Origin of the sequence: Johnsonella ignava ATCC 51276 (assembly GCF_000235445.1) — a bacterium.
Classification (GTDB): Bacteria; Bacillota; Clostridia; order Lachnospirales; family Lachnospiraceae; genus Johnsonella; species Johnsonella ignava.
Genome location: NZ_JH378833.1, coordinates 35364 through 60600 on the forward strand (window position 1 = coordinate 35364; position 25237 = coordinate 60600).

Consider the following 25237-nt stretch of genomic DNA (forward strand, 5'->3'; position numbering starts at 1 on the left):
CTTCCAAAAATACAGATTTTTTGTGGCTTTTTCTAGATCCTTGCCCTTATAAATTTAATCATCCCTTTTGTACCTTCAAGTACAGCTTTAAAATCTTTTTCTCTCATATATCCTGTTAATATAGCAAATTCATCCTTGCCCTCAAGATAGACTGATCTTGATTTACCAAATGCCCTCTCACAGTGAGCTATATCTTCCTCATTTCTTCCCTGAAACCTTACAAAATACCGGTGTGAGGTCTTGTCCATATCTTCAACATAAGCTCTTTCTTCAGACCAGTATGGCTTAAAACCGTTGTTTTTCTTAAAAACTGAAAGTACATCTGCTACAACTGCACTTGCAGTGGGATATTTCCCTGCACCGCTTCCGTAAAACATAGTTTTTCCAAGTGTATGACCTTCAATCATCACTGCATTATAAACCGACTTAACCATATAAAGCGGATCTGATGATGATATTATCATAGGACATACATAGGAATAAAGTTTTCCGTCATCTATAAACATCCCTCCAAAAAGTTTTATAGATGTGCCCATCTTTTGTGCATACTCAAAATCTATCTTATCAACCTTTGTAATACCCTCAGTATATATATCCTCATAAGCCACCTCCAGTCCGGTAGCTATTGAAGCAAGTATTGCAACCTTGCGACAGGTGTCATAGCCTTCCACATCAGCTTCAGGCTCTCTTTCAGCATAACCGTATTCCTGGGCGGCACCAAGTGCATCCTCAAATTCAGAACCCTCCTGATCCATCTTTGTAAGTATGTAATTAGTTGTACCGTTAAGTATGCCTGAAATTTCCTTTATATTTTCCCCTGCAAGTGATGAAAAAAGTCCTCTTATTATAGGTATACCTCCGCCTACACTTGCCTCAAATAAAAAGTTTACTCCACATTCATGTGCTATTTTCAAAAGTTCGGTTCCATGTGCGGCAACTACCGCTTTATTGGCTGTTACTACATGTTTTTTAGCAAGCAAGCTCCTTTTTATATACTCATATGCCGGAGTTGTACCTCCCATAGTCTCAACTACAAGTTCTATCTCAGGATCTTCTTCAATTTTTTCAAACTCTTTAACAATCTTTTTTGAAATATCATTCTCCGAAAAAAGCCGCCTGCCAAGTATTGTTTTTACCTCTATATCCTCCCCGAGTTTTCGATTTATAAGCTCACGATTCTTTTCCAATATCTCATAAACCCCGGAACCTACGGTTCCAAAACCCATTATTGCAATCTTTATCATATCTATCACTTCCTTGCAAGTATTTTTACATCATATATTCCGCTGCAGTCTTCAATATCTCTTATCATATTATCTATATTTCCCGTTTCTTCAAGCACCTCCACTGACAATGAAATTGAAGCCACTCCGTTAACAGGTATTGACTGGTGTATTGTCAATATATTTGCATTAAAATCAGCCACAAGATGCAAAAGTTCGGACAATAATCCAGGTTTATCAAGCATCTGCATGGCAATTGTAAGTGTCTTTCCTTTTAAATCATCATAAAAAGGAAGGATATCATCTTTATATTTATAATATGAGCTCCTGCTTAAGCCGCATCTTTGCACTGCTTCAGTTATTCTTAAATTTTTATCCAAGTCAAGAAGACGTTTAACCTCAAGCACTTTCACAAGCACCTCAGGCACCGCCCTTTTTTTTACAAGATAGTATTTACTTTCTATCGTCATATATTTTCCCCTCCCAAAAAATAAACACGCCAATTAGGCTGCGTCGCCATACATACAGCAAACACCGGATGCAGCCTTTATTAATAAAAATCCTATGACCATATTCCTAATCAATACCGCTATCATCAGTTCTCTTAGGAGACCCCAAACTCAACCATGTAAGATAGGCACTTATGAAATCATCGATCCCTCCGTCAAGCACAGCGGATACGTTTGAACTTTCACATGCAGTCCGATGATCTTTTACCATAGTATACGGCTGCATAACATACGAACGTATCTGACTGCTCCAACCTATCTCCTTTACATCTCCCCTTATATCAGAGAGCTTTTCAACATTAGCCTGCTGTTTTATTATCAGAAGTTTTGCCTTAAGGATCTGGAGCGCCTTTTCTTTATTTCTGAGCTGGCTCCTTTCATTCTGACACTGCACCACAACTCCTGTGGGTATATGTGTCATCCTGACGGCGGAAGATGTCTTATTGACATGCTGTCCACCTGCACCGCTTGCTCTAAAGGTATCAATTTTTATATCATCGGGATTTAAATCTATATCAATATCTTCCTCTATATCAGGCATCACATCACATGATACAAATGAAGTCTGTCTTTTCCCTGCCGCATTAAACGGTGAGATCCTTACAAGCCTGTGTATGCCGTGTTCACCTTTTAAATAGCCATAGGCATTTTCACCATTTACCTGTACAGTAACTGATTTAATGCCTGCCTCCTCACCGTCAAGAAAATCAAGCACTTCTATGCTGTATGATTTTGATTGTGCCCATCTTGTATACATTCTGTAAAGTATGCTGCACCAATCGCAGGCTTCGGTCCCGCCAACACCTGCATTAAGCTTGATTATAGCCGAACAGCTGTCATAAGGACCTGAAAGCAGCGTTTTTGTCTTTACCTCATCAAGTTTTTCACCCAGTTCATTTATAAGATTTTCTATCTCTCCAAGTACTGTCCTGTCCTCTTCCTCATAGCCAAGCTCTATAAGTACCTCTATCTCTTCATAAAGATTTTCAAGATTTTTATATTCCTCTATACCGGCTTTAAGATTTTTTAATTCTCTGAGTGTTTTTGTCGAACTCTCGGAGTTCTCCCAAAACCCCGGTTCTTCCATTGCTTTATTTAATTCATCTATACGCCTTGACTTGTTTTCAAGGTCAAAGTGAATCCCTCACTTCCGCCAATGGTTTCTGATAAGTTGACCAAATATATTTAAATTGATCTAGTTCAACCACGGTTTCACCTTCTTTCATATTTTTATAATATAAATAATTTCCGATAGTCTGTTAATCCGGAATTATTTTATGCAATAAACTAATTACCCCTTCCGCAGCACTGTTTATATTTTTTTCCGCTTCCACATGGGCACGGATCATTAGGATAGGGTTTTGCATCTTTTTTCCTTATAGGAGTTTTTGCAAGCGAATCATCCTTATTTGTACCTGTAATCTCTGCAGCAGGTTCTCTTTCAACACTCTGCTCAATCCTTGCATGATAAAGCAGTTTTACAGTATCTTCAGTTATACCTGCGGTCATCTCGTCAAACATCTCATATGCACTTATCTTATATTCAACTAACGGATCTCTTTGTCCAAGCGACTGAAGTCCTATGCCCTGACGCAGCTGTTCCATATCGTCTATATGGTTCATCCATTTATTGTCTATGACTTTAAGAAGTACAAACCTCTCAAGCTCACGAACCTGATCACCTGAAGGAAACTCCGCTTCCTTTTCTTCATAAAGCTTTACCGCCTCCTCTTTAAGCCTGTGTGCAAGCTCATTCTTTTTCATAGACTCCATATCTTCTTCATATTTTACAGGCTTTAAAGGGATAATGGGTATAAGAAGCTCATTTAATTCCTTATAATCCCAGTTTTGCGGAGTTAAATCATCAGAGATAGACATATCGACCGCATGCTCAACTATGTCATTTACCATCCTCATAATAGTAGGACGCATATTATCGCCCTCAAGAACCTTATTTCTCTCCTCATATATAACTTCCCTCTGCTCATTATTTACCTCATCATACTTAAGCAGATTCTCACGAATGCCGTAGTTATTATTTTCTATCTTCATCTGTGCTCTTTCAATGGCATTTGAAAGCATCCTGTGTTCTATCTGCTCACCGTCAGGCACACCCAGAGATTCAAATATCTTTATAAGCCTTTCTGAACCGAAAAGTCTCATAAGATCATCTTCAAGTGATATATAAAACCTTGATTCTCCCGGATCTCCCTGACGACCGGAACGACCTCTCAGCTGATTATCAATACGTCTCGCCTCATGCCTTTCAGTACCTATTATCTTAAGTCCTCCTGCAAGTTTGGCATCACTGTCAAGCTGTATATCAGTACCTCTTCCTGCCATATTTGTCGCTATGGTAACAGCACCGTGTGCTCCGGCACCGGCAACTATCTCAGCCTCTTTTTCATGGAATTTTGCATTTAAGACTGTATGTGCAACACCCTCTTTTTTAAGCATACCTGAAAGCATCTCAGAGGTCTCAATTGTAATTGTACCTACAAGTACAGGTTGTCCTTTTTCATGTGTCGCCTTTATATCCTCAATCACAGCCTTAAATTTTTCTTTTTTACTTTTATAAACGGCATCTTCATGGTCTACCCTTATTACAGGTACATTTGTAGGGATGGCAATTACATCCATACCGTAAGTATTTCTAAATTCCTTTTCTTCAGTAAGTGCAGTACCGGTCATACCGGCTTTTTTAGTAAACTTATTAAAGAAATTCTGGAAAGTTATAGTCGCAAGAGTCTTTGACTCTCTTCTGACATTTACATGTTCCTTTGCCTCTATTGCCTGATGTAACCCGTCAGAATACCGCCTGCCCGGCATTATACGACCTGTAAATTCATCAACTATAAGAACCTCTCCGTCCTTTACTACATAATCCTTATCACGAAACATCAGATTATTTGCACGCAGTGCAAGTATTATGCCGTGCTGTATTTCAAGATTATCGGCATCTGCAAGATTCTCTATATTGAAGAATTTTTCAACTTTTGCAACACCTTCTTCAGTAAGGTTCACAACCTTATCTTTTTCATTTACTATAAAATCACCGGTTTCTTCTATATCTTCACCCATTATAGCATTCATTTTTGTAAACTCGCCGCTTGCTTCACCTCTTTCAAGCTGCAGTGCACATATATTGCATACTTCATATATCTTTGTAGATTTGCCTGACTGACCTGATATTATAAGAGGAGTTCTGGCTTCATCTATAAGTACTGAATCGACCTCATCTATAATTGCATATTCAAGCCCTCTTAAAACTCTTTGATCTTTATAAGCAGCCATGTTGTCCCTAAGATAGTCAAACCCCAGCTCATTATTTGTAACATATGTTATATCACAGGCATACTGTGCCTTTCTTTCAACGCTGTCCATATGATTAAGCACCACACCTACACTAAGACCTAAAAATCTGTGAATTTCACCCATCCATTCGGCATCACGATTTGCAAGATAATCATTTACCGTAACTATATGTACCGGTTTGCCTGAAAGTGCATTTAGATAAGCCGGACATGTTGATACAAGAGTTTTTCCCTCACCGGTCCTCATTTCGGCTATACGCCCTTGATGAATTACTACACCTCCTATAAGCTGTACCGGAAAGTGCTCCATATTGCGTACTCGTCTTGCCGCTTCCCTGACAGTAGCATACGCTTCAGGAAGTATGTCATCAAGAGTTTCTCCTGCAGCAAGCCTCTCTTTAAACTTTACGGTATTTTCCTTAAGCTCATCATCAGTAAGTTTTACCATCGTTTCTTTTAATGCTTCAATTTTTTTGACTGTGGGGTCTATTATCTTAAGTTCCCTTTCACTATGTGTTCCGAATATCTTTTCTATTAAATTCATTTAATTTATCTCCATGTATTTTTAAAACTGTTCTAAAATATTTTCATAAAATAATAATGCAGCATTTATCTGCAGTGCAATGTGTGAAAGTATATTTTGTATATTCACGCATAACTAACCTGTATATTTTATCACTTGAGGAGATTAACTTCAATCTAAAGTCGATGAATTAATAAAAAATTTACACTTATTTAATTTTCGTAAAAACATAAATGCCTCCCTGAAAGTCAAAATATTTGAATCAAGTATATAATTATAGATATATTTATGTCAATGTGCTTTCTTTTAAAATTTTAAAAACCTCCAAAAAATCTCTCCTAAACCTATTATACAAATAAAAACTGATTTAATATGTAATTTAGTATATATACTATAAAAGCTTTTGATGAATAGTTAAGAACTTGCGGTTTTATTGTGCTTTGGTACATTATATGCTATAATATAAATATAAAAAATAACGAAAGGAGTTTGTATATATGCGTTACATTATTACAGGTAAGAATATAGAGGTTACACCGTCTCTTAGGGAAGCAGTTAAGCATAAGTTTTCAAAGCTTGAAAAGTACTTTACTGATGATACTGAAGTAAGGGCTACCCTTATAGTTCAAAAAGACAGCCAGAAGATAGAGGTTACAATCCCTACAAATAAAGGCTTTATCCGTGCTGAACAGGAGAGTCAGGATATGTATTCAAGTATAGATGCAATCCAGGACATAATAGAGAAACAGATTAAGCGATATAAAAATAAACTTGTTGATAAAAAACACGATGTCATTCCTTTTTCAGATTTTTTCCTTAAGGAAGATTATGATACAGAAGAAAGTGATGAGATAAATATCGCTAAAATCAAAAGGTTCAGTATTAAACCTATGGATGCTGAAGAAGCATGTCTCCAGATGGAACTTCTTAACCATAGTTTTTATGTATTTATAAACTCTGAAACCGGCAGCGTAAGTGTTGTTTATAAAAGAAAAAACGGAACCTACGGGCTTATTGAGCCGGAATTTTGATAGACCGTATTTATCAGAAAATTGTTTTATAATTTAAATTGCGTTCTGTTAAAACATAATTTAACAGTTCCTGGTTATTATATATTATATTTAAAAACTCAGGAGGATCTATGATTTGTCCTAAATGCGGGATTGACAATCCCGCTTTTAATAAATATTGCATTAAATGCAAATCTGCACTTTTGGTGAATGATATAAAATCACATTCCGGAAATGAACAAGTCCATGCAAAAAATGACTCAATCGGCACTGAGCTAACTTCGGCAATGCATAATACATTAAATAATGCTTCAACTGTACCCGTTACACCTGCTGTGCCTGCTACACCCGCTACACAAAATTTCACCGGCAATATTCAAAAAAATCCAGCCGGTTATTATAAAGAATCACCGGATTTACCGGGAAGTACGGGAAAGCAAAATCTCTACACTTCAATCAGCGGCAAAAATACGGGATGCGGTTATCAAAACCGCAGAGAACATGACAATTATTACCGAAATGATCCTCATACATATAACAATTATAATCATATAAATAACCGTACAGCAAATTATAATCAGCAAAGCATCCATAAAAACCGTGATTATCCTGCTGACAGAAATATCGGCAATTACCGTAATCTTCATAATACTTATAACAGCGGCAATGTAAATACCGCTAACCGCATGCAGCATAATAATAACGGCTATTATGACAGAGCTTATAACAGTACCGGCAGCGGTTATCACGGTAATGGATATAATGACAGTTACAGGCATAATGGCAGCGGCTTTAATAACAGAAATGATACCTATATTCATAGGGACGGCGGCTTTAATAGCGGCAATGCTCCCTACAGGCATAAGGACGGCAGCTTTAACGGCAGCAATGATACATATAGGAATAATGTCAACAGCTTTAACGGCAAAAGTGGTGTCTACATAAATAAAGGCGGCGGTTTTAATAGCGGCAATAACAGATACAATTCAGGCGGATATAACAGTAACAGTTATAACGGAGAGGGTTATAATAGCCATCCGTTGCAAAATCCCGAAAACGGTTTTAACGGTGAGCCGAGATATGGCGCTCCGGGATATGGCTGTAATAAACCCGGATACCCTATGTATCAGCAGTATCCTTATATGCACGAAAATGCAGATTTCGACTCTCCTTATGATGATTATTATGAACTTAATTATAAATACGATGTTTATAAAGTTACAGGAGGTATATCGCCGGTAGTTATAGGTTTTTTATTAAGCTTCATTATATTTATAATCAGTACTTTATATTTTGTACATATAACCATACCAAATACTTTGTAATTAAAACACTCTGACAATATACAGAAAGTAAAATATAAACGAAACGTTGATATAAACAATATATATTTCCGGTTTTAATATTAAGACAGCAAAATTTAAACAATAAAACCCGGCTTATAAATATGTTCCCTGAATTTCAGGCACATATCATATAAGCCGGATTTTATTTATATACATGTTATAAATTACAAACTCGTCAATAAACACAATATAACTATATAACCCAATCTACAATAAATACTTTATCGCAATAATTATTTTATCCACTCTCCGGAAGCATTTACTCTATACCCGTCAGGTGTAGTTTCATTAACTGCCATACTTCCATCCGCTTTTACATAATACCATCTGCCATTTGATTCTATCCATATATTTTCTGCCATTTCCCCTGAAGCATGAACAAAATACCATTTATTATTTACAGACTGCCATGATGTAAGCATATATCCTTCTTTATCAAATATATACCATTTATGTTTTATAATTACCCACTGGTTTTTAGCATATTCCTGACCCTGCACTTTAAGTTTATACCACCAGCCCTTTGAATTTTTAATCCACTCTCCGGGTACATCTCCCTGAGCATTTACAAGAGTTTTGTCAGGTGTAATATTTACAGAGTTTGATGAGATCCTGTTAAATGTTTGTAAGCCTGCAGATGAACCTCCACTGCCGCTACCGCTTCTGCTGCTGCCATTGCCGCCTCTACTGCTGCCACCTGAGCCACCGCTTGTATTATTATTTGCACCGCTACCGGCCTTATTAGAATTGTTATTCGGTACATCAGGTTTTTTATCAGTCAGGTCTGATTTATTATTAGGTTGTTCAGGTTTCTTATTAGGCTGTTCAGGCTTATTATCAGGTACATTCGGTTTCTTATCCGGCTGTTCAGGTTTATTGTCGGGTACATCAGGTTTTTTATCCGGTTGTTCAGGTTTATTGTCGGGTGCATCAGGTTTCTTATCCGGCTGTTCAGGTTTACTGTCGGGTCCATCAGAACCTTCTTCATAATACAGTACCAGTGCGGTACCTGCCTCAAGGTTTGCCGTATTAGCCTTAAAGACCGCAAACTGCTTTCCTTCTTTATTTCTTATAATTTTTACAAGACCAAGAGTTCCGTCATCTGCACCGTAATGGAATGAGCGAAGCTTATATCCGGAAAATCTCCTTACATTATCAATATTTATAACATATTCTTCTCCTAATAACGCTTCAACCCTGTCCTCTATATCATGCCCTTCACTATCCCTGAAATATTCCTTAATCTTATCTGAAACGGCATCTTTTGAGGGATGTATATACTTCATAGTAATATTAAATTTTTTGCTGCTGTCAAGACTTTCTTCTTTAAGTCCCTCAAAAGCTTCATTAAGATCCTTTATAGCCTTATCAACATCTTCTTTGGTTGCATAATTTTTATCAAAAATAATTTTTCCCGCATTTTCAAGTTCTCTATAAAATACTGTCCTGCTCTCTGTAGTATATCCTCTGCTTCCTGCAATTATCTTATCAACTGCCTTGTAATACAATTCTTCAAGTCCGGAAGTATCTACTTCTTTATAATCTTCCCATACAAGCTCCTGTGCTTTATTATTTAAATTTTCAGCTGCAACTGCTATATCTCTATGCGTTGTTATAGGACCAGCCTCCTGACTTGGAACAATTGATTTTAAATCCTTAAGTTCCATATACTCTTTTGCAATTGCATAAGCTCTTATAAACGGGTCATAGGAATCCTTTGTATATCTTTTACCGTTGCTTCCGTTTAACGCTATTTTTTCATCGGCAATTTTTATTGCTTCACTTAATACATGCTTATCAAAAGGCTTAGGCGTCATAGCTGAAAAGGCTTCATTTAAAGCCTTTCTCATCGACTCAAGCTCATTATTTGTAACAGCCGCATTATTCTGCTTCGCCTTTTCAATTAACTTACGGGCTTCTTCATTTTTTTCAAGATATGCATTTTCAGTATTTTCTTCAATCTCAAGTCCTGCATTCTTTGCCGCACTGTATTCATTCCAATGCTCAACTATCGCCTCATCAAGAGGTGCAGTGTCTATTATTACCGCTTCATCATCTATGTTCACAGTAAATTCTTCATCATCAAGAACAAGGGTTATATTATCTCCGGTAACCGTAATGGTTGAATCAGCAGCAAGTCCTTCAGCCTTAAAAATCTTTTTATCATATTTAGAATTGGTATCCTCTTTTGCCCACATAAGCCAGCTCTTTATATATCCACCATTATATTTTACATAGTTAGTATCCTGTGGCAGATAAAGTTTTCCCTCGTACTCATCGGGACCGCCAAAATCCTGTGAACTTACAGGAATCTTACATTCAGCATATAGTAACACATCACGTGAATTGTTTAATCTGTTTTTCCTTACAGTAACTGCATAAACATATATATCTCCCTGTACTTTTGTATGATCAATTGATATAATCTGAGCCTTACTATGGGATTTAGCCCACTCCAGATCCATCTTTTCTTCTTTTATATCCGACTGTGCATATACAGTACCTCCTGCCTGTTCATCTGCATAAGCTTGTTTTATATTCGACAAAGCCCCGGACATAAAGCACGACAGCATCATTAAAGCTAATAAACTTTTTTTCAACATACTAATTCTCCCTTTATTAATTTTATTTTTGTGTTAGCCATTGCTAACCAGTTATGCAAAACATATTCTAGCATAATCGCTTTACTTGTCAATAAAAAATATAATTATATCATTATAAAAAATAAGTCTATATAAAAATTACTCCGGATTATAACTTTATATGAGTTTCAAAGTTATATATTATAATTTTTTATGTTTTATTGTTAAATTTACACTTATATGCTATAATTTACAAGTTATAAAAAATACAATCTATATTTTATTTTTTAAATTTTACTTTATTACATACATAGATATTTTACTGATAATATCTATATAAAAAATTACAATATTTTATTATTTGAGGGAAGATATATGAATAATATTCCAATGAAATCATCCTCACCTATAAGCAGTACCGATTTAAATAATCTCAATAATACTACAGGTACCGCTGTTGAGAGCAATAATATTACAAATATAAATCTGCCGAAAACTCAAGCTTATAAACAGCAAAATAATCAGGTCGGCAATATGCCGCATTCGGCTGCAACAAATCAGGTCGGCAATATGCAACATGCAGCTGCAACAAATCAGGTCGGCAACATGCAGCATGCAGCTGCAGCCGGTCAGACTGCACCTGTTATGCCTGACAATCGTTTTCAGTTAAATCAAAGTCAAAACGGTATGTCTCACTCAAATCAGACAAACTGTTCTACAGAGGCAAAACCTCTGCCGCAGCTTAAAAAGCCTGTACAGAAAGGACAAAAAGTAATCCTTGATGAATCCGGCAGAATTACAAAACTAAAGGTTTGCCTTGGTTGGAATGTAAAAAATCCTGAATGTGATATTGATGTCTCCGCTTTTATGCTTGGAAAGAATTCAAAAGTCATAGGAGATGAATGGTTCGTATTTTACGGTCAGACCGAGAGCCCTGATAAAAGTCTTAATTTTACTCCTCAGGACAATATTGACCGCCAATATATATCAATAGATTTTTCAAAACTTAATAAAGATACTGCAAAAATAGTATTTGTTCTTACGATAAATGAGGCTTTTGCAAAACACCTTAACTTCAGCATGGTATATGATGCATATATAAGGATACTTGACTTTAACTCCGGAAATGAACTTATAAGCTTTAAAATGACCGACTACTACCAAAATGTCATATCAATGATGATAGGAGAGTTATACCTGCATAACGGAAGCTGGAAATTTAATGCGATAGGTAACGGGGTTGCAAAAGATCTTAACGGATTATGCGGACTTTACGGCGTAAACGTTGAATAACATCAGGTTTTATACGGTTTTTAGCATTTCACAATTGCATAAAATATTTTATTTAAAATGGAGGAATAAACAATTATGTTATTATTTGAAATTATAAACGAACTTACCCTTAAAGTAACCTGTAAAGGCAGCGATGTCTTATTTGCAAAAAAAGGATCATTTATTGCAGGTGAAAGTATGAATGGCAAAAATTATACTTTTGAAAAATTGATGCTTGGTCCTCAGAATGATTTTCTTCAGGCTGCCATAGGCTCCTTTATACGACATGCCACAGGTGAAAACCTGCCTCTTATGAAAGTAAGTATGAATGGAGATTCAATTACATACTATGCAAACTACGGGCAGCACGTTGTTGTATATAAATTAAGTCCCGGAGAAATCGTATCTGTTGAGTCTGAAAATATACTTGCTTTTACACAGGATTGTGATTATAAGGTACGCTTTATAGGAGTCGGAATTATATCTCAGAAAGGCTTTGCAACTTCCACTCTTACGGGAAAGGGTCCTAATGCCTATGTTGCTATGCTTTCAGACGGCAACCCTCTTGTACTTAGCAATATATCAAATCATGAAACTATATCGGTTGACCCTGATGCGGTTATATGCTGGATGAGTCAGAATAATTACGGAGATCCTCAAGTAATGCTTGACCGTCTGTCATGGAAGAATATAATAGGTCAGCATTCCGGAGAATCTTATGCATTCGAGTGGTCGGGGGCACAGCCTGTCTCAGTGCTTTTACAGCCTTCTGAAAGAAAAGGAGGTATAAAAGTAGGTATAGATTAAATTATACATATCTTACCCTTATTTAAAAATATCGCCGCTATCCATAAATTACCTGATTATGGACAGCGGCGATATTACTAAATTATTCAAATTGTAATAACTTTAATTTAAGTTTTACCTTTTTGTACACTTTATTAGTGTTATCGTATTTTTTATATACTATTTTCTTCATCATTATGAGCAACGTTATTATAAGTTCCATTACTACCCGAACTGTAGGTATTGTTATGACTCATATTATTATCTGCTGAATTTTTATCATGCATTGCAGCATTCCATAAACCATATGAGCCTTTTCTTATAAAATGTCTTAAAATACCTATTGTGAATCCAAGTATCATAACTAACAAAATCACCATTCCTGCAATCTCCTTTCGACTTTAAAAAAATTTTATACTTTACATTAGCATATAAAATATTTAAATGCAATATAAATATGCTTTTTTATAATAAATTATCTGCATAAAAATACTCTTTTATTTTTTATAACTTCTCATATACACATAACATATATTTTATATTATTTTAAAATATCCTTACGATACTCACCTTGCCAATAATAAACGATACCGTCATCCATCTGTATTTCACCTACCTTCGATTTTTCCGGCACCATCATTTCTTTTATACGGCTGTCTCCTGTCAGCCAGCCGCTCATCCGCTTAGTTCTCGCTCTTTCTATGGAGTATTGTGCATTATTAAACCAATCCTTTTCATATTTAAATGCCTTTATGTCTTCCACATGGAATTCACCATTTTGATTTATTTTTATATCCGCCTCTACAAAATATCCTTCTATGCCTATCGGTTTAGACATATAATAAATTTTAAAGCCTCCGTCATACTCATCTTTTTTTAATAAAACATCTATATGCGTAAGTTCTTCCGGGGCGTATCTAAAGCGGCGACAATTCGTCAATGCCTCTGATAAATACCGAAAATACCCGTCTTCATCATACTCCTTTAAAAAATATTCCTGAGTATCAAATAGAATTTCACGATATCCCTCCCATGCTCCGACATGTTGATTCGAGTCAAAAAAAATACCCGTATTCACTAAAAAACGTTCTTCCCCTCTTCTATATTCTTGCGGTTTTATCTGAGCCATTATTTCCTGTGCCTTTTCTTTAGTGCTGTACGGAACGTAATACAAAGAGGTGTTATCTTTTAAATATTTAAATTTATTAGGATAGCTGTATCCTTGTACTCCATAAAAAATATCCTGAGTTTTTCCTGACCTAAGATGTACTTTCCAACGTAATATTTTATTTATCGCAAAAGGTATCATACCGGTCTCCCCGTATTCTTCCAGTTCACCTATAATTAAATTATATCTGTTTATTAAAAAATCATTTACTTCATACATTTGAGCAAGTGCTTTACCGTCTCTGATTATATGCATGATAAAAATCTTTAAGTTTATAAAAAACAAAATACATATAAATATTATTATCACTTTCAATATAATAAAATATATTTTTTTAGCTATATCTATTATATGTTTTTTAATATTATTTTTCATTACATCCCTCATTGTCTCCATCGCAGACAGATATATCTGCAAATTCCGCATTCATACCAAGCACCAGATTGTCATAATACCAGAAATAAATTTTTTCATTATTATAATCTATTATTTCAATATTATCCGGTGCATAGCCATTGATTCTTAAATTAAACACGGAAGCGTTATGTGTAACATCTCCATAAAATCCTCCGTCTGTCGGTCTTGAACTGAGTCTTGAGCGAATTTGTTCTATAAACTCCATATTTTTATCTTCATATAATGTCAGCAGCTCCTGTGCTCCTTTTAGAACAATATCCAGATCCGTATTGACATAAAAAGGACATATATATTCGGGAATATTTCGATTCAGCTTAAAACCTATCAGCCGCTGTCTTTTGTCTGCCTTTTTTGTAATCAGAATATTATAATAATCAAATATTGAAGCATTTGATGCGGGCATTAAATATTCCCCATACCTTTCACGCATATTGTCAGGCTCTAAAACTTCTTTAATATCCTCCTTACAATCACCAAGGATATACAGCATATTCGGATCATTTTTTACGGCTTCTTCCAGAGAATAATATACTCTTTTCTTAGAAAAAACATAATCAGCTCCTTTATATTCACGGTATTTCTTAAACCATAAGCATGTCATATTTATCATTTTTATTACGTCTTTATCATTGCCCTTATATTCTATATATCCGTATTCCAAACCAGGTATATCATATATGCCGGAAGCCGGCATATATACGGCTTCCGGATGATATGTAACCTTTTCATTATTTAATGCATATATCTCACAATTCCATTCGGGATATAATTCATAGCTTTTTTTTAAAAAGATGCCTGATGTATCGTTATCATCTAAAAATGAGATATGAAAACTTACCTGTAAAAAATTTTCGACTTCTTCAAGATGTTCCCTGCTGCAAACCAGTAAATTCATAATCGAAAGTATACTTGTTGCAAAAATCAATACTATTGCAGTTTTCTTGTACTTTGTCATTTCTAAAATTTTCTTTAAAAGACTGACCATTACTATTATATTACCTCCTATTAACATGACATGTGTTTTTACGGCTTATTTTAATACCGGTTGAAATTAACTGACTGTAATATTAAGTGCTGTAAAATTATTTTAAAATTACCGGTCGGATATATATAGACTCATATAAACATATACTGATATACATATATACAGCTGTCTTAATGACTCATCAACCTTGCAACTTAATAACTGATATCCTTAATATTTTCTTAAGAATATCATAACTTTTTCGCACTGTCAACGGTGTTTTCAAAAATTCTAATAGTAAGAACTGCTTTTATGTTATACTGTCTATGAAATATATTTTAATAATATAAAACTATAAAATCTATTTAAGCGGATATTTAAAGTATGAATTACATTTATAACAAATCAATCATTTTATGCGGATTTATGGCATGCGGAAAAAGTACCGTCGGAAAAGAGCTTGCTTTACGGTTAGAGCTCCCCTATATTGATACTGATGAACTGATTGTATCAAAAAGCGGTATGAGCATACCTGATATTTTTGTACACGAAGGCGAAGCTGTATTTAGAGAATATGAAAAAAATACAGTACATTATATATCCTGCCTGCCGCCACATGTTATATCAAGCGGTGCAGGCATGCTTTGCACAAAAGAAAACGCCGTTCTTTTAAAAAATAATGCAATTATAATATACATATACAGAGATTTTCCGACTATATTCAATATAATATCAAATGATAAAAACAGACCTATGGCATATGGAAAAGATTATAATGAAATTAAAAAGCTCTATGATTTTAGAGCACAAAAATATATAGCACATTCAAATTTTATGGTTGAAAATTTAAATACCGTTAAAACCTGTACTGAAAGCATAGTATTAAAGCTTTTTAACTTCTATGGGAACACTGATTAAGTGCTCCCATAGACAAAAACTAAAACCTACATTATGATTTGCCGGGAATATCTTTACTGACTTTTTTTATACTCTTTTCAATATTTCTCCTTGCAATCATAAGCTGATGAGCACATCCAAGACATTTTATCCTCAGATCCTGCCCTACACGCAACACCTCCCAATCACTGCTTCCGCAGGGATGTTTTTTTTTCATTGTTATTATATCGCCTACATTTAATTGCATAACATTATACAACCTCATTAACATACATTTTTTTTAAACATTTTACCTTTTTGCAAAATTCATATTTATAATAATCGGCAGGCTTTTTATAGCCGAAAAGCCAGGCTGCCATCTCATCTATTGTAAATACAGGGCATTTTTCATTCCGGCTTATATCGCAGATTTTATTTTCTTTTCTTTTAATAAATGAACCTGACTTACTGATATTCCATACAAAGCTTCCGTTGTTTTCACTTATAAGATCATCTTTAATACATATATCAACCTTTATACAGTCCTCAGAAACATTATCTTCAAGCGATATCTGTTTTACAAATTCATCAAGTTTTATAATTCTTCCCATCATATAGGGTTTATCAGTATATAACAGTTCAGCACAATCACTGCTGCATAAAAACTCCCTGTCCTCTCGCTTTTGTATACCCCAGAAAATTCTGTATCCTGATAAAACCTTATCATCCGACATTAAAAGCTCAATCATGCCGTTCTCAGACTCAATCTCAATAATAAGTCTTTTAATATATTCCTCATCTCTTATACAGTAGATATCGCTTATCTGTGAAAGCCTCTTATTCATAAAATCTGCCAGTTCAGCCAAACAGCTGTTATTATAAGGCTTCACTGAAAGGCGTATATCCTTTTTTAAACTTGTGCCTATATATTTTGAAATAAAAGTAAAACCAAAAGGTTCATAATAAGCCGGATTTGCCGGAAGCAAAAATGTAAACGGCATATTTTCTTTATAGAGCAGCTTAAAAGCATACTTAAGCAGTCCCCTCATAAGCCCCTGCCTGCGGTATTTAAGTGCGGTTGCCACCGCAACTATATATGCGGCTTCAAATTCCGTATCTCCAAATTTTATCCTGTAAGGATTTAAGTGAAGCATAGCTTTTATCTCAGGTATTGTACTGCCTTGTGCATCATTTTCTCTTTCAATATCTGCGACTATCTTATTATATTTTATCTTTTCCGTATAGTAGTAATCTATAAATCGCTCTGAATCCTCAGGAAATGCCTCCTCATAAAGTTTCCTGCTGTGTATTTTTTCATCATAATTTAAAAGCTTCAACATAAGCAATTCCTCTTAAATGGTACAATAATGGTACAATAAGCATTTAAATAAACTATAAGCTTTATTCTTACCGATTATAATTTACCTTAAACTTTATTTTAAAGGCATTTATAATCCCCATATATCTATTATAATGATTTATGATTTAAGGTTTAATATTGATGGTTTAAAGTTTAAGGTTTAAAGTTTAAGATTTAATATCAAAAATCAAGCTGTTCAACATAATACTTCCTTGCATAATCTATGGGATAATAGCTTTCTTTAGCTCTCCTTAAACCTTCTATCCCAAGATCATCCTCCCTGTTTATTATCCCGGCATAGGGAAATTCATTTACAAGAAATTCTTTATTTATAAACTGATAAAGTCCCGGTATATCGGCATTAGCTTTTTCTATATGTATTACCGCCATATCCTCAAGCTGATTATAGCTGCCTATAGTAAAGGCTTCCAGCCTGCCGTCAACATATACACCTCCCAGCTTTATATCAAGCTCCTGGCAGTGCTTTATAACTTCATGTACACCCTGAACCTCGGGATCAAGATGTTCCTCAACATCATCACCCTTATGTTCTCTCCATTTTGCAAGAAATTCAAACACATCATCCCTTGCACAGCATTTCAGCCTCTTATACTCATATCTGCCTGCATAATCCTTTATAAACCTGTTGTAATGATTTTTCTTTTTATGGAGTTTCTTACCTGAAAGGCTCCTAAGTGCATCCCCGTCATACAGGTAATCTTTTAAATCAACCTCCTCCTTTACAAGAAAACTTTCCTGAGGCAGATTCAGGCTTTCTATTGCAGCTTCATCAGCAAGTCTTATAACAAGCTTTCTGTTTAACTCTTTATTAAAATATCTTACCGTTTCATCAAAGCAATACTGCAAATTCTCCTGGCTGCACATAGGCATGGCTGAATAAATCTCACCTTCAGACTCCATAAGCCATAACATCCCCGCCTCTTTACCGTCTTTAAATGCGATTGCCGCCTTTACATTATAATAGTCCTTCCATAAAAAGCTTTCCAGACTAACACTATCACAGGTTTTATTATGCCTAAGCCCGTAAAATTTATCATAATAGTGAAATTTTTCAGCTTTAATGGGTTTAAATATAAGTTTTCCACTGCCATCTTTTATATTGTCTTCATGATCATAAATCTCAACATTTTTATCCATATTCCTTTTTAAGATATTTTTTAAATATCTCATCTCCGTCATATATATTCTGATTTTATAGTTTTAGTCTTATAATGCAAGGAAACTGTAATTAAATGTTCCCCTGCTGAAATCGCAGGCATTTTGTCATTGCTATGTGATTTTTAAGCCTATCTATGCGATTTTTGGCATATCATCTATTCAAAATTCTCTAAAAAAATAATACTCAAATCAGTATTGCATTATAAAATCTTTGTCTTACACAGAACCATTATAACACATATGCAGTTTAAATGTAAGCAATAAATTTGCAACCAATAGATTTTTTACAATTGATAGATTTATTGCATTCTAATCATATATCTATAAAATAACAATACAATAGGTATTAATATAGAGATGGCTTTTTATTCCTCTACAGGATTTAATTTTCCTGTGATTTTATCCAACATGATACGATATATTTTCACATTGATAATTTCTCCGCATCGCTCAAGTTGATAATCTCCATATTCATAATGTTCTAATATAAGTCTTAACCCCTTTATGATTTCTTCCTTGTTATAAACCTCTTCACATTTCCCGAACCCGATTATACTCTCATATCGTGCCGTTATACCATGACTTGTTTTCTGAACTTTAAAAAAATTATCAGCTTCTACACAGACATTCGGATTTCTTGCAAGCAATTCGATTTTCATACCCTGTGTTGCAGAATGAAAATATACAACCGGTTTTTGATCAATGATTTCAAAGCCGAAGGAAACCGGTACAATATATGGAAATTCATCATCATACATACCTATGCGAATAGTATTGCTCCTTTTCAATATACTCAATATTTCTGTATTATCAATAACTTCTCTGTCTTTTCTGCGCATTTTAATTTACCTCTCTAAATTAAGCCGGTTTTTACCGTTTTAAGATAAACGGTCAGTTGCAGTATATCACTGTTTACTGCTTTTGACCAGTTTAAGCTGCTATCCTTTTAAACCTCCGTTCATTTAAAGTCATTATCCTCTTAAAATTTTATATATAAACTATAATTAATTTATATTTCATTGCTATTATCCCAATGAATTGTATAAAATCATTTTAGGTGTTTTGGTTGTATTTTATATATTTTGGGAAATATCCATATCTTATTTTACATACTATCTACAATAAGACTTTATCTGAAAATGCTCTTTTACAAAGTCTATATCTATAAAAACATTTACATTTGTATGCATGTTATGTATAATGACACAAATATTGTTTTTGCTTTGCGGACATTCATGCTGCCCTTAAAACTTTCCATATGTCCTAAAGCTCTTAAAATAATATAATTAATATTTTGTAGGTATTAAAGCACTTAAAATTAAAATTTGAAGGAGATTAAATGAATTTAAGTAAAAGAAGTACAAACACCTTAAGCATGGTTTTGGCATCATGTATGATTCTTACGGTACCTTCGATCAATACATATGCACAGACAAATAATTCAGGCTATAATTTCGATTTTGATGAATCCGAAGATAGCGAACTATTATATAACTATAATGAAGATGCTGCAATTACCGCTACAAACAGTAGTGCACTTCTTCCAAGAAATGTATCGGGCATAGAGCATATTGAAATCACGCATACAACAGATAAAAATGATTTACAAACACGTATACAAAATGCTCTTAATGCAGGCAAGGATGTTTCCGTTTCCGGAAAAAATTACGATGAACATGGAACAGTTAATAACAACTTACATACAATATCAATTTCAGTGCCGGCAGGCAGAAAAGTTACATGGGACGCATCCATATCAAGCAATCACAGCGATCTTGACGACTATCTTTTGCGTATATCAGGTCCCGGCAAATTTGAATTTAAAGGCGGAACCCTGAAAATCTCCGCAAATAACAGTCCCGCCTCTGTAATCACCCTCTCGGACAATGCAGATTTACATATAAGCGGGGGAATTTTGCGCACGGAATCCAATGCCGAAGTATCTCTTATACTTGCCCAAAATACAAGCAAGATACATATGACAAATGGTCAAATATTAGCTTATAAAAAGAAAAAAACTGCTATCAGTTCCGATGGTGAGGTTATAATTGACGGCGGTGAGATAGTAACGGGAGCAGATCCTGATAATCCTGCAAACAGCGGCATCGCAGTAAGTTTATATACAAATAACGGTAACTTAAAATTTAATTCCGGTCTGATTTTAGGATATGGAGCCGAAAGTGCAGATGATCTTATAAAAACACAAAACGGAGCAAATAAATCCTTAAACGGAGGTGTGGTTATAGCATATAAAAAATATACTAATCCAAGAACCACCTACTTAAAAGGCTCAAAGATCAACCTTTCAGTACTGCCCCAGACGGCTGAAGCTTATTGGGACAAGGAAGGCGATGATTCAGTGGTAAGGTTTAAAAACGGCTCATATACAGGTTCTCGCCCGCTTTTAAATCATGAGGAAAACAGTAATACTATAAATGAAATCAGCTATGAACCTCTCGGAAGTATAGTTTATGATGCAAATCCGCATACTATGACACAGATACCTAAAATAATACCTGAAAATGCAGGTAACGGAACTATAGAAGTAAAATACAAAAACAGCGGCAACATGTTTATCACAGCTCCGGTAAATGCAGGTAAATATACAGTATATGCTTGTGTAAGAGGCAGCAGCATATATGCAGATGAGGACATTAAACTAGATGAATTTGAGATTAAAAGACGCCCTGTTAAACTTGTGATTGATGATAAAACCATAAATGCAGGCAATCCGCTTCCCACCTTTACATATAATGTAGAGGGGCTTGCCGGAACACACAGTGCATCAGATGCATTTGAAAACCTTCCGCAGCTTACTGCAAATACTGACGGAAAAGCTGCCGGAACATTTGATATAAATATATCATCAGCCTTAAATTATAAAGAAAATTATACGGCAAACAGTATGCAGGCGGTTAAGAAAGGAAAATTAACCGTAAAAAATGCTGACGGCTCAAACCCACCCCCTTCTCAAAAGCCCGGCACCCCGCAGACACCGGAAACTCCTCAAAAACCCGGCAATAATTCACGTTCTGGAGGATCCGGCACAGGTCGTTCAGGTGGAGGTCGTTCCGGCACAGGTCGCAGCAGTTCAGGCGGTTCTTCATCATCAGGAAGCAGGTCAACAGCTGTAAATAAGAATACCGGCACTTGGGTACAGGATGCAAAAGGCTGGTGGTACAAAAATCCCGACGGCACATGGCCGGCAGGAAAATGGCTTTATATAAGCTATAATGGAAAAAAAGACTGGTATTATTTCAATACACAGGGTTATATGACAACCGGATGGCAGCTTATAAACAATAAATGGTATTATTTTTATGAAAATACACAGAATAGCCTTGTAAAAGGTTCTCTTGCAGTAAATACCGTTATAGGTACATACCGTGTAGACGGAAACGGTGAATGGATAAAGTAACATCTAACCCAAAGGAAACAATGACTTTAAGCATTTTTTATGATTTAATTATTTCCTAAAAAACTGTCAGCAGTTCCGTCTTAAACTGTAAATAAACTATCATTTTTAGTGCAAGACCACCCGTTTATCGGGTGGTCTTACACTGCTTATATAGTTCCTGAGTTTTTACATTTTCTTCTCCTGAGGTCCAATACAATTTTAAAAGCTCATAATTTACCTTTAACACGCTTTAAACCTAAAGCTTCCTACTTTTTCCTTTAATCCTGACAATAACTTTTTATATTCAGATTTCGCATAGAGTTGAATATTGCCAGTACAGTTACACCCACATCGGCAAATACCGCCCACCACATATTCGCTATTCCAAATACTGCCAGTATCAAGACCAGTATCTTTATACCAAGTGCCATAACTATATTTTGATTTGCTATTTTAATAGTTCTTCTGGCAAGTCTTATGCCTACGGCAAGCTTCGACGGTTCATCTGTCATTATAACTATATCTGCCGCTTCTATGGCGGCATCTGAACCGAGCCCTCCCATAGCGATACCTATATCGGCTCTTGCAAGTACGGGTGCATCATTTATTCCGTCGCCTACAAACACCAGATTCTTATCTTTTTGCTTTTTCTCTAAAAGCTCTTCAAGCCTGTCAAGCTTATCCCCCGGCAAAAGCCCGGCATGTACCTCATCAATTCCGATTTCCTCTCCCACACTTTTGGCAGTATTTATACCGTCTCCGGTAAGCATCACTGTATGTTTTATGCCAAGCTTTTTAAGTTCTGAAACTGCATACGGCGAATCCTTTTTTATTCTGTCCGAAATTACAATGCAGCCCCCATATTGCCCGTCAACTGCGACATATACGGTTCCGGGCTGTGTATCAGGTTCTTTTTCAAATATGGAATATTTTTTCATAAGACCTGCATTTCCTACAAGTACATTTTTTTTATCAAGCTTTACATTTAAACCTCTTCCGGAAATTTCCTTTATATCTGAAAGTCTTGTTTCATCAATAGACTCATCAAGTCCGTTTTCATGTCTGTATCTGATATATGCTTTTTTAATAGACAGTGCTATGGGATGTGATGAATAGTATTCCGCATAGGCGGCAGTTTCCAGCAATCCTTTTTCATCAAGTATACCGGACTTTTCATCAGGTATAATCTCTGTAACCTCAAATACACCCTCAGTTAATGTGCCTGTTTTATCAAATACCGCAATTTCAGTTTTTGCAAGTGCCTCAAGATAATTGCTTCCCTTTACTAATACTCCAAGCCTTGATGATGCCCCTACTCCGCCAAAAAAGCTTAAAGGTATTGATATAACAAGTGCACATGGACATGACACAACTAAAAAAGTAAGCGCCCTTGAAAGCCACAAAAGGAAATTATGTCCGGGATCAAATAAAGGAAATAAAATTGCTATTATAAGTGCGGCACCTACTACAAGCGGAGTATAAACAACTGCAAATTTTGTGATAAAATTCTCAGAAGCCGATTTTTTTGATGCCGCATTTTCAACCATGTCAAGTATCCTGCTGGCAGTAGAGTCTGAAAACTCTTTTGTAACCTCTATATCTATAACTCCGTCTGTGTTTATACTGCCGCTAAGCACATTATCGCCGCTTGAAGCCCGTCTCAATACCGGTTCACCTGTAAGTGCCGAGGTATCGAGCATGGATTCTCCCTTTATCACCTGCCCGTCAAGCGGTATCCTCTCGCCGGGCTTTACAACTATAATATCACCTATATTTACATCATAAGGATCAACCGTCCTTACGCTGCCGTCATCAGATTTAAGGTTGGCACTGTCCGGTCTTATATCCATAAGTTCATTTATAGCTTTTCTTGATTTATTTACAGCCATACTTTGAAAAAATTCTCCGACCGTATAAAAAAGCATTACTGCCACACCCTCTGCAAATTCTCTTAAACCGAATGCACCTATTGTGGCAACTCCCATAAGGAAATTTTCGTCAAATACACGTCCTTTCCTTATATTGTAAAACGCTTTTTTAAGGACTGGAAAACCTACTACAATATATGAAGCCGCAAACAATGCCATATAAAAGCCTGTTAAAATATGCAGTTCGCCGTCTTTATATATATACGACATTTTTTTCATAATCAGTGCCGCTATAAATAAAACGGCAGAAATGATTATATTTCCAAGCATTTTTTTCTGATTTTCATTCATATTCTTTCACCTGCAAATATCCCGACATTGTAAATCTTATGAAAATTTTTATACTATAACTGTTCAGGCATAATTATTCAGATACAGCTGCCGTGTCATAAAGGACAATTTATGCCCTTTTAACTTTTATCTCCGGATGTTCCGCATTTATAAGCTTAACAACCTTTTCCAGTACATCTTCCATGTCTTTATCAAGGGCTTCTACGCTGCATTTTAAGGTTATAAAGTTTATACCTGCATTTACAACTCCGTCCAATGCCTTTATCCTGTTTTCAAGCTTTGCCGCACAATCAGCACAATCAAGTCCTTCAAGTTTCAACATTCTCTTCATTTTATAGATCCTCCTTAGTATTTTATAATTTTATATATTTTTAAATTTTTTATATCAGCCCTCAGACTTCTTTTTTCCGTTTTAATATTTCGGCACCAACATATATAAAATTTTTATATTTATTAAAGTGCCTTATATTTAAAGTATTTTTGAAAATTTTGTAATGTCGGCGTTTCTCTTAAGTATTAAAAGTGCCTTATATGTTCAAGTCCAGTTTCAAAAACCTGTTTTACATGTTCATCATCAAGTGAATAATATACTGATTTCCCTTCTCTGCGGCATTTTACAAGATGTTCTCTCCTAAGCAGAGCAAGCTGGTGAGATACAGCCGACTTTGTCATATCAAGCACGCTGCATATATCACATACACACATCTCCGATAAATCAAGTGCCCATAATATCTTAATCCTTGTTTCATCAGCAAATACCTTAAAAAATAATGCAAGCTTTTTATATTCACCCATATCAATCATAGCTTTTTTTACATCATCTACAATTTCCTTATGCACGACAGTGCAGTCGCATATAAATTTACCTGCTGACATAGATACCTTTCTGTTTTTTATTTAAGCATTAATATTTAAATATTCTCTTTAAAAGCTGTATAATGGCTCATAGTTCCATAGTTCCATAGTTCCATAGTTCCATAGTTCCATAGTTCCATAGTTCCATAGTTCCATAGTTCCATAGTTCCATAGTTCCATAACATTATAACGGTTGAGCAATTATTCAACTGTTATAATTATTATAGTTGAATATAT

Annotated in this window: 21 protein-coding genes; 6 read left to right on the plus strand and 15 right to left on the minus strand. The window is 35.2% G+C overall.

Going from position 1 to position 25237, the window contains the following annotated elements; all coding sequences use genetic code 11:
* Window positions 1-32: 32 nt before the first annotated feature.
* The 4 genes from HMPREF9333_RS07340 to secA form a co-directional block, all read right to left on the minus strand.
* Window positions 33-1244: a homoserine dehydrogenase gene (locus HMPREF9333_RS07340; RefSeq protein ID WP_040882583.1), complete on the minus strand. Its 1212-nt coding sequence runs from the start codon at window positions 1242-1244 to the stop codon at window positions 33-35.
* Between the two features lie 5 nt (window positions 1245-1249).
* A complete protein-coding gene (locus HMPREF9333_RS07345; RefSeq protein WP_005541045.1) occupies window positions 1250-1693 on the minus strand; it encodes an ACT domain-containing protein in 444 nt (147 codons plus the stop codon).
* A gap of 106 nt (window positions 1694-1799) precedes the next feature.
* Window positions 1800-2940, minus strand: a protein-coding gene (prfB, locus tag HMPREF9333_RS07350) for a peptide chain release factor 2 (protein ID WP_156797306.1) whose coding sequence is annotated in 2 segments (ribosomal slippage) — window positions 1800-2864 and window positions 2866-2940 — 1140 coding nt in all. Because the reading frame shifts where the segments join, the coding sequence is not laid out codon by codon here.
* 79 nt (window positions 2941-3019) lie between these two features.
* Window positions 3020-5590 (minus strand): preprotein translocase subunit SecA, encoded by a 2571-nt coding sequence (gene secA / locus HMPREF9333_RS07355; protein WP_005541049.1) that lies wholly within the window; start codon window positions 5588-5590, stop codon window positions 3020-3022.
* Window positions 5591-6066: 476 nt separating this feature from the next.
* Between secA and hpf the strand changes: the two genes are divergently transcribed.
* Together hpf and HMPREF9333_RS07365 are read left to right on the plus strand one after the other, a co-directional pair.
* Window positions 6067-6600 (plus strand): ribosome hibernation-promoting factor, HPF/YfiA family, encoded by a 534-nt coding sequence (gene hpf / locus HMPREF9333_RS07360; RefSeq protein ID WP_005541051.1) that lies wholly within the window; start codon window positions 6067-6069, stop codon window positions 6598-6600.
* Window positions 6601-6710: 110 nt separating this feature from the next.
* Window positions 6711-7904, plus strand: coding sequence for a hypothetical protein (locus HMPREF9333_RS07365; RefSeq protein WP_040882585.1), 1194 nt, complete (start codon window positions 6711-6713; stop codon window positions 7902-7904).
* A gap of 254 nt (window positions 7905-8158) precedes the next feature.
* Here the strand turns inward: HMPREF9333_RS07365 and HMPREF9333_RS13500 are convergent, their stop codons facing one another.
* Complete coding sequence (locus HMPREF9333_RS13500; RefSeq protein ID WP_050798125.1) at window positions 8159-10528, minus strand: N-acetylmuramoyl-L-alanine amidase family protein; 2370 nt, start codon at window positions 10526-10528, stop codon at window positions 8159-8161.
* Between the two features lie 354 nt (window positions 10529-10882).
* Here HMPREF9333_RS13500 and HMPREF9333_RS07375 point away from each other — a divergent pair, with 354 nt between their 5' ends.
* Window positions 10883-11800 (plus strand): TerD family protein, encoded by a 918-nt coding sequence (locus HMPREF9333_RS07375; RefSeq protein ID WP_005541058.1) that lies wholly within the window; start codon window positions 10883-10885, stop codon window positions 11798-11800.
* A gap of 75 nt (window positions 11801-11875) precedes the next feature.
* Complete coding sequence (locus HMPREF9333_RS07380) at window positions 11876-12586, plus strand: AIM24 family protein (RefSeq protein ID WP_005541060.1); 711 nt, start codon at window positions 11876-11878, stop codon at window positions 12584-12586.
* Window positions 12587-12738: 152 nt separating this feature from the next.
* On the opposite strand, the gene HMPREF9333_RS07385 is transcribed toward HMPREF9333_RS07380, so the two are convergent.
* The 3 genes from HMPREF9333_RS07385 to HMPREF9333_RS07395 form a co-directional block, all read right to left on the minus strand.
* The gene (locus HMPREF9333_RS07385) at window positions 12739-12945 is read right to left on the minus strand and encodes a hypothetical protein (protein WP_005541062.1); all 207 of its coding nucleotides are present in this window, start codon (window positions 12943-12945) and stop codon (window positions 12739-12741) included.
* Between the two features lie 161 nt (window positions 12946-13106).
* Window positions 13107-14108, minus strand: coding sequence for a hypothetical protein (locus tag HMPREF9333_RS07390; protein ID WP_040882586.1), 1002 nt, complete (start codon window positions 14106-14108; stop codon window positions 13107-13109).
* The gene (locus HMPREF9333_RS07395) at window positions 14098-15135 is read right to left on the minus strand and encodes a hypothetical protein (protein WP_005541067.1); all 1038 of its coding nucleotides are present in this window, start codon (window positions 15133-15135) and stop codon (window positions 14098-14100) included. The genes HMPREF9333_RS07390 and HMPREF9333_RS07395 overlap by 11 nt, the downstream gene beginning before the upstream one ends.
* Window positions 15136-15498: 363 nt before the next feature.
* Here HMPREF9333_RS07395 and HMPREF9333_RS07400 point away from each other — a divergent pair, with 363 nt between their 5' ends.
* Entirely contained in the window at window positions 15499-16032 is a 534-nt protein-coding gene (locus HMPREF9333_RS07400) for a shikimate kinase (protein ID WP_083816606.1), read from the plus strand.
* Window positions 16033-16063: 31 nt separating this feature from the next.
* Here the strand turns inward: HMPREF9333_RS07400 and HMPREF9333_RS07405 are convergent, their stop codons facing one another.
* The 4 genes from HMPREF9333_RS07405 to HMPREF9333_RS07420 form a co-directional block, all read right to left on the minus strand.
* Window positions 16064-16258 (minus strand): DUF951 domain-containing protein, encoded by a 195-nt coding sequence (locus tag HMPREF9333_RS07405; RefSeq protein WP_005541072.1) that lies wholly within the window; start codon window positions 16256-16258, stop codon window positions 16064-16066.
* Between the two features lie 4 nt (window positions 16259-16262).
* Complete coding sequence (locus HMPREF9333_RS07410; protein ID WP_005541074.1) at window positions 16263-17330, minus strand: GNAT family N-acetyltransferase; 1068 nt, start codon at window positions 17328-17330, stop codon at window positions 16263-16265.
* 200 nt (window positions 17331-17530) lie between these two features.
* Entirely contained in the window at window positions 17531-18508 is a 978-nt protein-coding gene (locus tag HMPREF9333_RS07415) for a DUF2156 domain-containing protein (RefSeq protein WP_050798131.1), read from the minus strand.
* Between the two features lie 386 nt (window positions 18509-18894).
* Window positions 18895-19368 (minus strand): pyridoxamine 5'-phosphate oxidase family protein, encoded by a 474-nt coding sequence (locus HMPREF9333_RS07420; RefSeq protein ID WP_005541078.1) that lies wholly within the window; start codon window positions 19366-19368, stop codon window positions 18895-18897.
* A gap of 500 nt (window positions 19369-19868) precedes the next feature.
* Here HMPREF9333_RS07420 and HMPREF9333_RS12280 point away from each other — a divergent pair, with 500 nt between their 5' ends.
* Entirely contained in the window at window positions 19869-21947 is a 2079-nt protein-coding gene (locus HMPREF9333_RS12280; protein ID WP_050798126.1) for an MBG domain-containing protein, read from the plus strand.
* A 257-nt stretch (window positions 21948-22204) separates the two neighbouring features.
* On the opposite strand, the gene HMPREF9333_RS07430 is transcribed toward HMPREF9333_RS12280, so the two are convergent.
* The 3 genes from HMPREF9333_RS07430 to HMPREF9333_RS07440 all read right to left on the minus strand — a co-directional run bounded on the left by HMPREF9333_RS07430 (window position 22205) and on the right by HMPREF9333_RS07440 (window position 25021).
* Complete coding sequence (locus HMPREF9333_RS07430) at window positions 22205-24145, minus strand: heavy metal translocating P-type ATPase (protein ID WP_005541081.1); 1941 nt, start codon at window positions 24143-24145, stop codon at window positions 22205-22207.
* 109 nt (window positions 24146-24254) lie between these two features.
* Window positions 24255-24476, minus strand: a complete 222-nt coding sequence (locus tag HMPREF9333_RS07435; RefSeq protein ID WP_005541083.1) for a cation transporter — start codon at window positions 24474-24476, stop codon at window positions 24255-24257.
* A gap of 185 nt (window positions 24477-24661) precedes the next feature.
* Window positions 24662-25021, minus strand: a complete 360-nt coding sequence (locus HMPREF9333_RS07440) for an ArsR/SmtB family transcription factor (RefSeq protein WP_005541086.1) — start codon at window positions 25019-25021, stop codon at window positions 24662-24664.
* Between the last annotated feature and the right edge of the window lie 216 nt (window positions 25022-25237).